The sequence below is a fragment of the Novosphingobium mississippiense genome (assembly GCF_044029535.1).
Lineage (GTDB): Bacteria > Pseudomonadota > Alphaproteobacteria > Sphingomonadales > Sphingomonadaceae > Novosphingobium.
This window is the reverse complement of sequence record NZ_CP147004.1, coordinates 13,572-28,189: the sequence shown is the minus strand read 5'-3', so window position 1 is coordinate 28,189 and position 14,618 is coordinate 13,572. Positions and strand designations below refer to the sequence as shown.

The following is a 14,618-nucleotide window of genomic DNA, read 5'->3' as shown; positions in this document are numbered from 1 at the left end:
CGTTGACGTAGCCTTCTCATCACCGTTCTCGTCCTTGCTATACAGCAGCATCCGGGCTCAGAACCGCGAGGCACTGGACGACAAACGGTGGCGAGATTTCGATGGGGATCTATCGAGTGTGGCGAGGCAGGTTGCGATCAAGTCTGCTGTTTACGAGTTAAAAGACTGTTCCTTACTTCAGAGATAAGTTTAGTTTTATTTACCTTTTTACCAATATCAGCCTGCTTCTTCATTGCCACGTTACGTGCGACATAGGGAATAGGCTTTCCAATTTTTTCGGAGATCCTATCTAAGCAAGATATCGGATTAACGACCAAGTCTTCATATAATACTTTCAACGATGAGGCCATGCTGTCAATCATGAAAGACTCAAGAATGTTATTCTGGTCAACTATAGAATAGCATACATCTATAATATCTTGAACTTCAACATTGTGGGTTTCTGCAATGGTTTCTGGCCTCTCCTTGCATGCCGACCATATATTTCTTTTTACAGCAAGTATTAATGACATAGCTTGATCTATTTTATCTGATCTTTCGATCAAAACGAAAGTAGATTTGTTAACGATCTGTGCCATGACGCCGGAAGCGCAAAGCACGAAGAGATGATCGCACGACAGTTTTGCGCAGAAAGTGCCGTCAACGTTGTCGTTCAGCGCAATAGCAGAGAAGTAGTCTCCGACAGTTCTCAAGGATGGGTCGATTTCTAAGGCTTTCTCTACTTCATCATGATTTAAAAATTCAGCGGGGGTGTTGAAATTATTTGACGACGAAATGCATGAGGCCAAGAGATTTGAGCCGGATCTATTAGTAAATAGAATAAATATGTAATTGAAATTTTTACACGAATCTCTTATTTTTCCGTCCATCAAAACGGAATCTGAAATTTTATTAAAATGATAATTGTACGATGGTGCACTTGGATGGTTGAGAACCGGCATTGCCCTGACCTGTATAATAAATATAAAATTCAGTTAATGATGTGATGTGAAATTTATTTAAATTCATGAAAAATTATATTTTGTGCCCGCATGGATTTCAAGATCGAGGTCGCCATGGATACGGTCTTCGAGTTCGAAAAAGGCGTGGCTTCATTAATGAATATTTGACGATCATGGCCAGCTAAGCCGGATCGGCATTTGGGATTCAGAAACAGAGTAATGGCTAGCAGTCGTCCGCCTTAGCCAGCGTCTGGCGCTGCCGATGCAGGGCACCGTTGAGACGTGCACAAAGGACTAACGACGCATTCGCACCGCTTGTTGGTCGATCATTGAAACAAGACCCCTGTATGTGACAGTTGTTTGGCCACCTAGTGACAACCTTGCCAAAAGAGGATGGGGGATGTCCAGCGCTTCCAGATAGATGACGGATTTTTTATACGTTTTGGCAGGGCTGAGTTGGTCTCTAAGAATATATCATTTATTAATACTTTTTTCCGTGAATAAGCGGAATAAAATGAGTTGTTGATTGTATAATAATGAATAAAATCGCAATATGGTCCGTGAGTTCCCACATAGACGGGGTGTATCACAGGTAATTGAGATTTTAGTTCTGGGGTGTGGGTTTTCATCGGAGGTGTTAACAAGTATCGGTCAATACTGTTACTGTTTTGCGAATTGGTTGAAGGTCGGTCTAAAGGATCACGATATAAAGTGGACGGCTCGAAGAACCGTCTGAATTCGGCATGATTTTGACGTGACCGCGCGGGAGGGCCCGGTGGGCCCCTGTTTCATCCTTCCTTGATCTGGAACTCGGTGGCCTCGTCAGACAGCGAGTAGAGCGCCTGCAACACCAGGATTTTGAACATGAGGACTGGATCGAACGGCGGCCTGCCGCCCTTGCCGCGGACGCGCCGCCGCAGTGCTGCTGCCAACGGGCCGCGGAAAACCTCAAAGTCGACGACAGCCGCAAGCCGTTCAAGCGGATCGCCTGCCGCGCTCAACGCCTCGTATCGGTCCGAAGGACCGAAGAAACTCGGCTGTCCCGCCATCATCGCCTCCACCGTCATGCAAAGGCAGTGCATCAGTTCAAGTCTCTAGGCGCAGCGGTTTTTCGAGGTGTCCAAGTGGTGCGGATTCCCGCCCCAACGGGTTCCCTGACGTGGCTTATGGCGTCCTCATAGGGCAACTGGATTGTGCTTCGCGCACTTGACCTATGAGGTAGCGGTCCTTGTCCGTTGTTCCAGACTTCCTGGTTGTCGAACAGGAAGGATTCGCCCGGTTTCCAGATCAGGATGTGCAACTCTTCGGATCCTGCACTGGCGAGTCCCAAAGGCATCTACGCCCCAAAAGCGCCTCGGTTGCGCTTCGGGACCGATTTCAGCTCTTGTTCCGAGCGTTAGCGTTTGAGCGAGTGGATCTTGCTGCCGAATACACGATCCCAGAAAATGGCTGAGATCGAGAAGTTACCGCCTTCATCGACGTAATGATGGCGCATGTGGTGGCGTTTGATCGCCTGGGCCAGCTTGCCCTGCATCGGCCATTGATGCGCGGCGTAGTGGACCACGTCGTAGATCACGTAACCGACCATGAAGCCCAGGAACAGCCAGGTGCCGGGCGTGCCGAACAGCAGTGCGAAGATGCCCCATACGATGGCCGCGATCGGCACGCTGGCGGACAGCGGCATGAGGCTGCGCAGGGGATCGTTCGGGGCATCGTGGTGATTGCCGTGCATCAGGAACACGAATGCCTGAAATACGGGTACTTCGGTCTCCCAATGGAACAGGTAGCGGTGCATGGCATATTCGAACAGCGACCACACCAGCAGACCGGCCAGAACCAGCGACAGTCCTGCCAGAGGACCGACCGCGCCCCACCCGGCCCAAGCGATAGCGGGCAGGAGCACAGCCCAAGCCACCGCGAAAGCGCGGGGCGAGATCAACGTAAACCGTTCGAGCTTCTCGCTCTTGAACAAGCGGATACGTTGCGGACTAGGTTCTAGCGATGGCATTGCCTCAATCTCGAACAGTAGGGGCCAAGGACTGTCAAGCCAATAGTACCCATAAAAGGTGAGATGTTGACAGCATAGGCTCGTTGCAGGGTGGGTGTGGCTGCGCAGGCCTTGGTGCGATGACGGCTAGTTGCCGATCTGCCACTGTTGGAAAACTATTTCCTCGAGCTTGAAAAGTGTATCACGCCATGATGCATCCGTAAGCATATCCGGAACACCAGGGCAAGCTGATCGACCAGGTGTTGGCAGGCAAGCCGGGCAAAGGCTTCCCTGCCGATCTGCTCCGGGCAGCCGTACGCAAAGTCGCCATGCTGGAAGCGGCTGCCGTGCTGGAGGATCTGCGCTCGCCTCCCGGCAACATGCTTGAGGCGCTGTCGGGAGATCGCGAAGGGCAGCACTCGATCCGGATCAATGGCCAGTGGCGGATCTGTTTCGTCTGGACAGAGCAAGGGCCGGAAGCGGTCGAGATCGTGGACTATCACTGAAAGGAATTTGCCATGACCATGCTGCAAGTGCCGGTCCATCCCGGCGAAATCCTCAAGCACGAGTTCCTGGATGCCTTGGGCATGAGCGCGGGTAGGCTCGCCAGGCACATCCACGTGCCGCGCACCCGGATCGAACGCCTGTGCGCCGAGGAAACCTCGATGACGGTCGATACCGCCAAGCGCCTTGCCCGCGCGCTCAACACGACGCCGGAGTTCTGGATGAACCTTCAGGCCCACTACGACCTGCTTTCCAGCGAGGCTGAGGACATCAAGGACATCGAACCGCTGCTCGCAGCGTGAAACGGCCTCTTAAAGATCGCGAGGTTCGCCCAACACGGCTGACAGAACGGCGTGATGCAGGCCCGCCGGGGTTAGGTCCACCTGACGGTTCTTGCCCGGAACGATCTGTCCGGCCTTGTCCAAACGCACCAATACATAAGGCGTGTGGCGGTCTCCGCCCGGTGCGGTGGCGCCGGGAATGCTGGGGCGGTGGTCGCCGAAGAACACCAGCAAGGCTGGCCGGCCAAGCGCACCGAGCCGCTCGATAAGCGTGGTCAGCATCGTATCGCTGTTGCGCACGAGGCGCATGTAGCTCTGCTTCAGATCGCCGTCAGCATGGCCGTCCGGCGCCCATGGGCCGTGGTTCTCGATCGTGACGGCATAGATCAGGGTCGGCTCCGCAGCGTTCGCTGCGAGAGAGACGATCTCGTCCGCCATCGCCGCGTCGGTCACGTAGCGTCCCTCTCCTAAGCCGGGAGGGGCGAAGCGGTCCTCGCCCACCAGTTCGGCGAACCCGGCGGCCGGCATGATCCGGTCGCGGCCATAGAAGCGCATGTCATGCGGGTGGACGAACAGGCTGCGCCAGTTCCCGCGTTCCGCCTTCAGGCGCGCCGGCAGGGCATAGGAGCCATCTCCCAGCGCGGTGAGGAACGGGTCGTAGCGGCGGAAGCCCAGTTCCTCCTCGTCGAGACCGAACAGCACGCCATATTCGGTGCGCATCGTATAGGCGCCGAAGCCGCTGACCATAAGCCGGCCCCATTGGCACGCCCCTGCCCGCGCTGCCGTCAAGCCGGGCAGCGCCAGCGCGGGATCGGTGAAGAGTTCGGTGGGATCGGCGAAGCTTTCGCACTGGACGACTACAACCAGCTCGGGGGCATCGGCGGGAGGCGTTCGCGTCTTGTCGGCACAAGGCGCTGGATCGCGGCTATCGCGCCAGCGCAGCCAGTAGAGCAGCAGAACCGACAGCAATCCGTGGTGCAGGACGTCGGCATGGGCATCGGGCACGCGGGCAAGGCGCCGGACCGGCGTGGACCGGACGGAAAGCGCCAGAACCGCAAGGCTCAGGGCCAGAATGCCGAGCCCCATCAGGTGCACTTGCAAGGCCGGCACGAAGAGCCAGGCCAGCAGCGCGAAAAGAACAGCCGCCACCAGTCCGGCGACTATCCGCTGCCAGATCGCGACAGCGGAAAGATAAAACTGTGGATGGCGAAATATCGCCCCGATGAGCGCGAGATCCGAAAAGAGCAGCGGCTCGCCGAGCATGGCATGCTTGGCGTTCGAGGCCACGGCCAACAACGCCAGAAGGCCAAGGGCTAGTCCTGCGGATACTGCCAGATTGCCGCAAGCGGCCAGGAACAGGCCGAACAGCGCGGCCATCATCCACGCCAGCAGCCACGATCCTGCCATGCTGCGCGCCAAAGGCATTGGAAAATTTGCGTTTCGCGGGCGCACCAGGCCGTCGAGAAGAAGCGCGCCGAGCAGCATGGCCGCGAATGTCAGTCCGTCGATCGTCACTGTCCTGCCGCGCTACCCAGACCTTGCACCTGCCCCCGTTCGAGCGTGTTGCAGCGGGCGGAACTGCGCTCATAGCGGGCGGCTCCAAGGCTGTCATCCCGCGTCTACGTCTGACGGATGTGATGGAGCAGACCGGAGCCGGACTTGCCGCGTTTCGCGCGGCGGACTAACGGCTTGGGTTCAAGACCTGTCACATCGTGTCGGTGCGAAACCGGAGCGCTCTGCGTCTGTTCCGGAAAGTGTCTGAGTGGAGCGTTTTTCTGAGAATGCCTGACCTTCCTGCCGGAACCGGAAAACGCACCGTACTGATGCTTCAGGGCCTGATGGGGCCGTTGTTCCGCCGTCTCGGCCAGGGGCTAATGGAAGCCGGGCACACGGTGCACAAGGTCAACTTCAACGGCGGCGACCGGCTGTTCTGGCGCCTTCCCAACGGCATCGACTATCGCGGATCGCTGGAGGACTGGCCGCAGGCATTCGAGGATCTGGTCTGCCAGCGCGGCATCACCGACGTGACGCTCTTCGGCGATTGCCGTGACTACCACCGGCCCGCGATCGAGGTCTGCCGCCGGCTCGGCATTCCGGTCCATGTCTTCGAGGAAGGCTATATCCGCCCGGACTGGGTCACGCTGGAACTGGGCGGCGTCAACGGCCATTCCTCGCTGCCGCGCGATCCGGTCTGGTACCGCGAGACGGCCGCCGCCCTGCCCCCGGTGCCGCCGCATGCGCAAGTCCCCGCCTCCTTCCGCCGCCGCGCGACCGAGGGACTGCTCTACAATGCCGCCGACGTGCTGACGCGCTGGCACTATCCGCATTGGAACAACCATCGCCCCTGGCATCCTGCCGTCGAAGGGGTTGGCTGGTTTCGCAAGCTGCGCCGCCGCAAGGAGCGCGAGGCTTACAGCGGGCAGCTGCTGGCCGAGCTTGAGGCATTGGGCGCGCCCTACTTCCTGTTCCCGCTGCAGCTCGATTCCGATGCGCAGATCCGCCTGCACTCGCCCTTCACCGGCATCGGCCCGGCGCTGCAGAAGATCGTGAAGTCTTTCGCCAAACATGCACCAGCGGATACGCGCCTGGTGATCAAGGAGCACCCGCTCGATAACGGCGTGCGCGACTGGCAGCAGGAAACCGCCGACATGGCCGCGCGCTTCGGCGTCGCCGACCGGGTCGACTACCTGCCCTGGGGGGACATCGTACCCGTCGCCCGGCAAGCGCGCGGCATGGTTACGGTCAACAGCACCAGCGGCACGCTGGGCCTGGCAATGGGCGTGCCGGTGGTGGCGCTGGGCCATGCGGTCTACGACATTCCGGACATCACCAACCAGGACGGCCTCGATGCCTTCTGGCAGAACCCGGTTGCCCCCGATCCCGAGACTTTCGCCGCTTTCCGCCGCGTGCTGGTGGAGCGCTGCCTGATCCCCGGCGGTTTCTTTTCGGAAGAGGCGATCGCCAAAGTCGTGCGCCACGCCGTGGCCCGCTTCGAGGGCAAGGCTCTGTTACCGGAATGAGATGAAGTGGCGCATTGATTCGCGCTGACAAGACAATTGCTACTCGAAAGCACGAATTGCCGGGCCGATTTCCTACTCGATAGCACGAATCCCGGCGGCAATTCCTACGCGAAAGCACGAACGATTTTGCATTTTCCTACTCGATAGCACGAACGGTAATGCCTTTTCGCGTCATGGAAATTGCTGCAAGAATCGCGCGCCCGCCGTTTGGCGGAACCGAGTTTTGGAAAAATGAAGGAGTGGCTGTGACCACATAAAAGAAAGCCCGGCACGAAGGCCGGGCATCCTAGTTTGAAGTAGTGGAGCGACGTCGGCAAACGTCGAACATCCATCAAAGCAGGTTCTCCCTACTTCATATCGAACCCCGTTTCAAGGATGCGCGTTTCGCGCCACGCCCTCTTTTTGCCTGGTGATGGCCCTTCGTATGGAGGGACGAATGGGAACCTTTGCCTTGAGCGAAGCGCTGGCCGGCGCGCTGACGCATGTCGGCAGCTCGAACAGCGGTCAGAAACCGAAACGCCGCTCGAAGTCGGGCGCCCCACACCGCACCGGCGCGCATGTGCTGCGTGACAGCGTCGAGGCCGGAACGTTCGAACACAGCTTCTTCACGACCCCCGCCAAAGGTGAAACCGACCGCCTGCTGCGCGCTGCGCGCCGCATTCTCGACGCCGGCCGGCAGCTGCGCAGCGAAGCCCGCCGCGACGGCCGCGCCCTCACCCCGACCGAACGCCTGCTGACCACGCTGACCAGCGCCAGCGTGCGCGTCTTCGAGGAAATCCTCACCCTCTCGCGGCTCAACCGCGGGAAGGTGTTCCCCAGCTACGAGCACCTCGCCAAGGCGACGAGCCTCGGCCGCGCCACCGTCGCCCGCTCGCTGCGCATTCTGGAGGCGATCGGTTTCCTGGTCCGCCAGCGCCGCTTCAAGCGGATCGAGGACGCCGAAGGCCCCGGGCCGCGCTACGAGCAGACCTCGAACGCTTACCGCGCCTTCCTGCCGAAGATCGTTGCCGACTACCTGCCCCGCTGGATGCGCCCTGCCCCGGTTCCGGATGACATTCTCCAGCGCGAAGCCGACCGCGTAGAGGAGTTGCAGCATATGCTTGCCTCATTGTCCTGCCGCGAATTGGCGGAGGCCACCGCTAGCGGCCCGCTCGGCAAGGTTCTTGCCCGTCTTGGCGCGGCGCTCGACAGGCAGGAGCGTGAGTCTCAAACAGATACGCAACCGCTACCAGATTCATCTAATCCAAACAGGATAGTGAGTTGGCCTAGCCGGCCAACACGTTCTGCCTGACGGCAAAATCCACACGAACGACTAACAAACAAACAAAACCTCACATCCACCGGATAGGATGAACGCTCCGCTTCGCTTCGCGGGTGCTCCCAAGGGGAGCAGGGTCGCTTCGGCCGTTCGCCAAACAGGCCTTGCGCTATTCGCAGCCTGCAATAAGGATACTATTGCGATATCCGACAGATACCTAATTCAGGCACACGAGGCTCCGGGCATGATCCAGGGCAAGTATGTGTCGTCGTGGTCGGCAGGACCTAGGGAAAGGCAGCGAATTGGCTGGGGCGAACATCGACGCCGTTCAACCCAGCGCAGCCGGGCCTTTTCGACCGTTCCGCAGGCTTTCGCGAGAAAGGTTGCTCGATCTGCTTCGCTGTCGAACGGGTCCGATCCCAGCAGCGCCAGTTCGATGACAGGTAAAGTGAGGTGACAAGCTATTATCCAGTAGCTATCGTAGTAGCTACTGGATACCATTATTTACTTCGTCGCATCCCGCCGGGTTTTCTCTTCCAGCGCTTCCAGCGCTCGCTCCAGAACTGCGCCAAGCGGTAAGTCGAGATCGTCGGCCATGCGGTAGAGCGCGTCGATCGTTTCCTCGGTTGCTTTGATGTTGATCTGCCGGTTCCTGCCGGTCGTGCGCCGGCGCGGTGTGCGTGCCCGCGCGGGGCTCTCGTTAGGCGCAGCCGGATCGGCGGCCATCTTGACGGCTTCGCCTTTCTCCGTCCGTGCCTTACGGCTTGGAAAACCGCTGGCTTCGGCAATTTCATCGATCGCAGCGGCGGGAACGGGCTTCGGGGCGGGTTGCGGGGCGAAGTCGTCGAGATCGCCGAAGGGATTGGCCCTGCTCATCACGCCACCTCCGCCTGATCGGCCGAAGCCTTGCGGCTTTCGCGCAGCCGCTCGATCACTTCGGCTGCGAACTGTTCCGCATTGGCCTGAGCCTTGTCGAGATTCGACACTTCGCGCGGATCGAGGTTTTCCAACGTCTGCTGGAACGAGAACATCGCGCGGAACGCCTCGCGCTCATTGAGCTGCACATCGAACACCGGCACGCCGGCATCGAGCAGGCCGCCCTGGATGTGGCTCATGGTGCGGGTGCGAATGATCGGACTGGTACGAGTGAGCAGCACGCCGAAAGGCACCGCCCTGCCCGTCATCTTCTCATGCTGCTTGAGCACGCGCACGGCCCGGCTCGCCTGTTCGGCATCAAGCTGCGAGCCCTGCATCGGAATCACCACGAGATCTGCCTGGCTGACGGCCAGCAGGACGATCTTAGCGGCCGTGCCTTCAAGGTCGACGACGACGAAAGGCGTTTTTGCTGCGGCATCCTCGATCTGGTCGAGAATGGTGTCCTCGTCCACATCGGCGAGGACGGAGAGATTATCGGGAAGCGAAGCGCCTCTGGCCCAAGCTGCGATCGGATGGTTGGGGTCGGCATCGACCACCGTGACCGGCGCCGCGCGCGCCAGTTCCGATGCAAGCAGAAGCGCGGCGGTGGTCTTTCCGACACCGCCTTTAGGACTGACGAAGACGATGGTTGGCATAATGGGCTCCCTTCGGGATATGTGATAGCTATCTGGTAGCTACTTAGTCAATTATGGTACTAATAAGATATCTATCAGACAGCCTTCGGATAACTGATGGTTTTCCCCTTGTTGTGGTCTTGCAAACGGCTATCGCGAACCAGGATGCAAGCGAACCGGACAGATGCGGAGAGGGGAAAGCGTGCCAGCGGCAGTGCTTGGCTGACGTTGGCTGTGCATTTCGACGCTGCACGCCTAGCGCCGCGCGCCTGGCTGACAGCCCTGTGGTGGCGTGTGTTAGGCAAGAGAGTGCGAGCCCGTGCGCAGTTCGCGCCTTTGCTGGCCGCATCGCCGCGCGCCTACCGCCTCTGGTTGCTAAGCGAGCCGGCGCCTGAAATATCGGGCGCAGGGGAGGGGCCGCCCATCGTCGCATTGGTAGACGCCGGACCGGGACAGGCCGATACCATCGCCAGTCTTCGCGGGCAGGCCCTGACGGTATTGCCGCTCGGAACCCCGGAAGTTCCTGACCTTGCTGCGGCGGCAGCGCAGATCGACTGGAATACGGCTCCTTGGCTCATGCCCCTAATGGCGGGGGATGTTCTGGCGGCGGGGGCTGTCGCTGCTTACCAAGCGGCAGCCGGTAGGGCGCACGGATCTATCGTTTATGCCGACGACGATATTCTGGGGGCAGGAGGACGGCGGACGGCACCGCACTTCAAGCCCGCGTGGAATGCCGAACTGTTCCATCATTTCGATTATCTGACCGGTGCCTGCATCGTCCGGATCGAACGGGATGACCTCACTGGGCTGTCCGGTGCGGACTGGGCTGCGGAGCTTGTGGCAGCGGCAGCGGAAGAAAGGGCAGGGGAGGGGGCTCCGATGCGCCTTCCGCATGTCCTGCACCACCGTCGCTCGCGCCCTGCACCATGCGTCCCGATGGTATTTCAATCGGAACAGGTCGGGCTGCCCAAAGTCAGCGTCATCGTGCCGACCCGGAACCGGCTCGACTTGCTGCGGACCTGCTTGGAGGGAGTTGAGCGCACCGATTATCCGGACCTCGAGGTGATCGTGGTCGACAATGGCAGCGATGATCCCGCGACGCTGGATTATCTCGCGAACCTCGATCCTGCCGGCTATCGGGTATTGCGCGCTCCGGGGCCGTTCAACTTCTCGACGCTCAACAATCGCGCCGCTGAGGTCGCGACCGGCGAATTGCTTTGCCTGCTCAACAATGACATCGAGGTTCTCGCCCCTGATTGGCTGGCGATAATGGCACGGCAGGCGCTGCGTCCCGAAGTCGGCGCGGTAGGGGCACGGCTGCTTTACCCGGACGGACGCATCCAGCATGCCGGCGTGGTAATGGGGATCTGCGGCGGAGCGGCCCATGCGCACCGGTTGCTACACCCGAATGAGGAAGGCTATTTTCGCCGCCACGCGCTGCCGCAGTTCGTTTCGGCGGTGACGGCTGCGTGCTTTGTCGTCAAACGGGAGAGCTTTGAGGCCGTCGGTGGATTTGAAGAGAAGAATTTTGCGGTTGCGTTCAATGATGTGGATTTGTGCATGCGCCTCAACGAGAGGGGCTGGCAGACGCTCTATGAGCCCCGTGCTACGCTGATCCATCATGAATCGGTTTCACGAGGCTTCGACCGTGATCCTGTGGGGGCTGCTCGGTTCGCCGGTGAATTGGCAGCGCTTAAGGCAGCATGGGGAACGGATAGAAATGCGGACGGAGAAGTCGATCCCTATCATCATCCACAGTTCAGCCGTTTCAGCGAGTGTTTCGCGGTGAAACTCCAGGATCATTCATGATCGCGCCCTCTCGGGAAGAGCGTTTGGAACTGCCGCAAGTGACCGTCTGTGCGGTAACTTCAGTGAACGTGAAGGCCACGTTGCGGGCGTTAGAAGCCTCTTTGGCGCAGATCGCCTTTGCAGAGTGCCTGCTGTTCACCGATGCTGACTTGCTCTCCGGAAACCCGGAAATTCGAATCGTGCCGATCGAGCGGATCGGATCTTCAGCAGCCTATTCCGATTTCCTTCTGAACCAACTCGTCGACCATATCGAAACCTCGCATTGCCTGGTCGTGCAGTGGGATGGGCATGTGCTGGACGCGACGCGCTGGAAATCAGCGTTCCTCGATTACGACTACATCGGTGCCAGCTGGCCGCAATTCGATGATGGGTATGATGTGGGCAACGGTGGTTTTTCACTACGGACACGGCGACTGATGGAAGCTTGTCGCGCGCCTGAATTTAGGCAGATCCATCCGGAAGATCTAGCAATCGGGCGCGGCAACCGTGAATTGCTGGAAGGGCAGGGCATGCGCTTTCCCTCGCGAGACCTCGCCAATAGCTTCGCTGTGGAACGTACCGGAAACTTGCACGAATGCTTCGGTTATCACGGCGTCTTCAATATGCCGCAGGCGTTGGGAGTGGAGGCTTTTTGGCAGATTTACGGCGAACTGGATAACTGGGGCACGGTACACCACGACTTCAAAAGCATTTTTCAAGATGTACGTCTTGGTCCCGGTGGGGGCGCGCGCGCGATCCGGCTGTTGAAAGATCGACTAGGTTATGCGCTGCGAAAGCGCTGATTGTCGGCAAAAGAGCGTTGATTGCGGCAGATGAAGTTGTACGGCTTTAGTCAGCGACTACAGCAATATGGATGTTGGTTCCCCGCGTGACAAACCCATTCCCAGGTATACCCCTGATCGAATCTCCGCTGTTTCCGGCCTTGCAGGGAACCATGGGATTAACTCCAGAAGAGGAGAAGGTCGCAGCCGATCTGCATGAAAGGGGATATGCTGTAATCGATTTTCCGGATCCGGAGATCGGAGCCCGGATAGATCGCGTCAAGGCGAACCTGGGGCCACGTTTCACCGGCGTCGACTTGACCGATCCACAAAGCAACAAGACCGGTGGCGATCGACGGGTTCAGGATGCTTGGAAGTTCGACGAGGATGTGCGTGAGATCGCCGCAAACCAGCCTATGCTGGACCTTCTGAGCAAGCTTTACGGTCGCCGTGCCTTCCCCTTCCAGACGCTCAACTTTCCTGTGGGAACGCAGCAGGAAGCGCATACCGATGCGGTCCATTTTTCCAGTCTTCCGGAACGTTTTATGTGCGGGGTATGGCTTGCCATGGAGGATATCGGACCGGATGCAGGACCGCTATTCTATCTGCCGGGCTCGCATCGCTGGCCGCTTCTGACCAATAGCATGATTGGCCGGCGAGGCTATGGCAGTACGCTAGCATCTGCACAGCAGCCATTCGAGGAAGGGTGGCGGGCGCTGCGCGAAGCTTATGGCGCTACAGAAGAGCCGTTCATCGCACGCAAGGGGCAGGCGCTGATATGGACCGCTAATCTTTTGCATGGCGGCTGTTATCAGAGAGACCAGACCTTGACGCGCTGGTCGCAAGTGACGCATTACTATTTCGATGACTGCATCTACTATACGCCGGCATTTTCAGATGAGGCGGTAGGGCGGCTCGACCTGCGAAATCTTGTGGCCATTCAGGACGGTCTACCAAGGCCAAATACATTCCTGGGCGAAGTGATCCAGCAGCCCAAGCAGGAGGCCAAGAAGAAGCTCTCTGCTCGAAGCATCATTAGGCGCTTTCGTCTCAGCGCCTGATTGCACACCAATCAGATAGGTGCGAACGATGCCATGTTATCGTTCGCCGAAAGCGCAAATTGTATGGAAATCTGGGCATCTCATCCTTGAACGGGGCGGTGATGCCCTAGCAGAACAGGAAATGACAATTGAGGCGGCTTTGCAGTTACGCGATTTCCGGTTTGGCACTTTTCTCATTCGACCAAGCCGTCGCGCAGCAGGCGGACCGCAGCAATTCGGATGTGCTTTCGGAAAATATCCAGACCGATGTCAGGATGAACGACGTCGTTCGCAAGCTGCCGCAGGACGAACCCAAAGCCTTGAAACCTGACCACGCTGATGGCTTGAATGCGCAGGTGATCGCCGTGAGTTCCAGCATAAACGGTAGTGAGACACTCGGCAGACCGCGTACGGGCTATCTTTGGTCGACGGGGGCAGCGCAATATTCGACAAGGCTGGTCAACTCTAGTGGCTGGAACCAGTCGTTGACCGGGAATGACGGGCGCACTGGTGTCGCGGCAGTCCGAACATCGGTGCAGCAGAATGGCAATGGGGACGCCGGCGCCTACTACGGAATGTGCCAGATCGGCGGCTCAGGGAGAAAAGGCGCTTCTCATTGGCTGGCGCAGCCGGCCTGTGTGATCCTGAATGGCGATGTCGCAACGACGGTGCCGCATTCCTATCTCAATGTTCAGGAATTTTCGCTTTCCGACAACGGCCGCGATGTGGCGGGCGTTGGCACAGTCTATCGATTTGAGCGTACCGAAAATGCGGCGACGCAAGGCGAGGTCTGGTTTGGTATCAGGAACCAGTCTGGCGGAACCAAGGCGATCAATGTCGGGGTCTCGAATGCGGGACCGGTGAATATCGGGCTGGATATGGCCTTGGCGACTGCCGACCCTGATTTCAATCGGGGTAAATCCGTGGGCTTGAACATGTCCTCTGGACAAGCCGTTGTCTACAATTCTCGAGGCACGGCGCTGAATGGCATTGCTTGGTACGGGAACCAGCTAGGAAACGCCTACGACAGCTATTCCAGCACATCGCACTCGCTTGATCGCTGCAATGGACAGGCCTGCCTGCGAGTTGAAGAGAAGGCTGTCGCGGTATCCGCTGCGGGACTGCGTTTGACCGTGATTGAAGCGGGGGCACTGCCTCGGTGTAATGCCGGGGCGGAGGGAACTCTTTATGGTATTCGCGACGCAAAAAGTCGCGCTTACGGCACGTCGGTTGTCGGCGGAGGCGATAAGCATGTCATGGTATATTGCGATGGCACTGAATGGACAGTTCACTGACGCTTTGCTCCATTCGGCCCTGGCCTCAAGCGAATTTGCAGATAGTAGGCTGGGGTGACCGTAAAATCCCCTCGGACCTTTGTTTCTGCTGATGCTTGTCCAAACAGTCGTGAAATATCGCAAAGTGTATTCTGCAAGCCTACATTCATACCGATTTCAAGGTGATTGGGTG

General features: G+C 58.7%; 13 protein-coding genes and 1 pseudogene. 8 read left to right on the top strand and 6 right to left on the bottom strand.

What is annotated here, in order from left to right; genetic code table 11:
• Nucleotides 1-137: 137 nt before the first annotated feature.
• The 3 genes and pseudogenes from WBP06_RS27990 to WBP06_RS27980 form a co-directional block, all read right to left on the bottom strand.
• Entirely contained in the window at nucleotides 138-941 is an 804-nt protein-coding gene (locus WBP06_RS27990; RefSeq protein ID WP_395337661.1) for a Stf0 family sulfotransferase, read from the bottom strand.
• Between the two features lie 794 nt (nucleotides 942-1,735).
• Nucleotides 1,736-1,990: pseudogene (locus WBP06_RS27985) on the bottom strand (transposase); the annotation flags it as partial.
• Between the two features lie 347 nt (nucleotides 1,991-2,337).
• Nucleotides 2,338-2,949: a sterol desaturase family protein gene (locus WBP06_RS27980; protein WP_395337660.1), complete on the bottom strand. Its 612-nt coding sequence runs from the start codon at nucleotides 2,947-2,949 to the stop codon at nucleotides 2,338-2,340.
• Between the two features lie 239 nt (nucleotides 2,950-3,188).
• On the opposite strand from WBP06_RS27980, the gene WBP06_RS27975 reads away from it, so the two are divergent.
• Together WBP06_RS27975 and WBP06_RS27970 are read left to right on the top strand one after the other, a co-directional pair.
• Entirely contained in the window at nucleotides 3,189-3,434 is a 246-nt protein-coding gene (locus WBP06_RS27975; protein ID WP_395337659.1) for a type II toxin-antitoxin system RelE/ParE family toxin, read from the top strand.
• A gap of 12 nt (nucleotides 3,435-3,446) precedes the next feature.
• The gene (locus tag WBP06_RS27970) at nucleotides 3,447-3,734 is read left to right on the top strand and encodes a HigA family addiction module antitoxin (RefSeq protein ID WP_395337658.1); all 288 of its coding nucleotides are present in this window, start codon (nucleotides 3,447-3,449) and stop codon (nucleotides 3,732-3,734) included.
• A 9-nt stretch (nucleotides 3,735-3,743) separates the two neighbouring features.
• On the opposite strand, the gene WBP06_RS27965 is transcribed toward WBP06_RS27970, so the two are convergent.
• Entirely contained in the window at nucleotides 3,744-5,120 is a 1,377-nt protein-coding gene (locus tag WBP06_RS27965) for an LTA synthase family protein (protein ID WP_395337657.1), read from the bottom strand.
• Nucleotides 5,121-5,494: 374 nt separating this feature from the next.
• Between WBP06_RS27965 and WBP06_RS27960 the strand changes: the two genes are divergently transcribed.
• Together WBP06_RS27960 and WBP06_RS27955 are read left to right on the top strand one after the other, a co-directional pair.
• Nucleotides 5,495-6,733: a capsule biosynthesis protein gene (locus WBP06_RS27960; RefSeq protein WP_395337656.1), complete on the top strand. Its 1,239-nt coding sequence runs from the start codon at nucleotides 5,495-5,497 to the stop codon at nucleotides 6,731-6,733.
• A 451-nt stretch (nucleotides 6,734-7,184) separates the two neighbouring features.
• The gene (locus tag WBP06_RS27955; protein WP_395337655.1) at nucleotides 7,185-8,024 is read left to right on the top strand and encodes a helix-turn-helix domain-containing protein; all 840 of its coding nucleotides are present in this window, start codon (nucleotides 7,185-7,187) and stop codon (nucleotides 8,022-8,024) included.
• A gap of 471 nt (nucleotides 8,025-8,495) precedes the next feature.
• On the opposite strand, the gene WBP06_RS27950 is transcribed toward WBP06_RS27955, so the two are convergent.
• Complete coding sequence (locus WBP06_RS27950; RefSeq protein ID WP_395337654.1) at nucleotides 8,496-8,867, bottom strand: hypothetical protein; 372 nt, start codon at nucleotides 8,865-8,867, stop codon at nucleotides 8,496-8,498.
• Nucleotides 8,867-9,562, bottom strand: coding sequence for an AAA family ATPase (locus tag WBP06_RS27945; protein WP_395337652.1), 696 nt, complete (start codon nucleotides 9,560-9,562; stop codon nucleotides 8,867-8,869). Before WBP06_RS27945 ends, WBP06_RS27950 begins: the two co-directional genes overlap by 1 nt.
• A 288-nt stretch (nucleotides 9,563-9,850) precedes the next feature.
• Between WBP06_RS27945 and WBP06_RS27940 the strand changes: the two genes are divergently transcribed.
• From WBP06_RS27940 to WBP06_RS27925, 4 genes are all read left to right on the top strand, one after another.
• Nucleotides 9,851-11,350, top strand: a complete 1,500-nt coding sequence (locus tag WBP06_RS27940) for a glycosyltransferase (RefSeq protein WP_395337650.1) — start codon at nucleotides 9,851-9,853, stop codon at nucleotides 11,348-11,350.
• Complete coding sequence (locus WBP06_RS27935; RefSeq protein WP_395337649.1) at nucleotides 11,347-12,132, top strand: DUF5672 family protein; 786 nt, start codon at nucleotides 11,347-11,349, stop codon at nucleotides 12,130-12,132. Before WBP06_RS27940 ends, WBP06_RS27935 begins: the two co-directional genes overlap by 4 nt.
• A gap of 71 nt (nucleotides 12,133-12,203) precedes the next feature.
• The gene (locus tag WBP06_RS27930) at nucleotides 12,204-13,172 is read left to right on the top strand and encodes a phytanoyl-CoA dioxygenase family protein (protein WP_395337648.1); all 969 of its coding nucleotides are present in this window, start codon (nucleotides 12,204-12,206) and stop codon (nucleotides 13,170-13,172) included.
• A gap of 128 nt (nucleotides 13,173-13,300) precedes the next feature.
• Nucleotides 13,301-14,446 carry a hypothetical protein gene (locus WBP06_RS27925; protein ID WP_395337647.1) on the top strand — a complete coding sequence of 382 codons (1,146 nt, stop codon included), beginning with the start codon at nucleotides 13,301-13,303 and terminating at the stop codon, nucleotides 14,444-14,446.
• The last annotated feature ends 172 nt before the right edge of the window (nucleotides 14,447-14,618 follow it).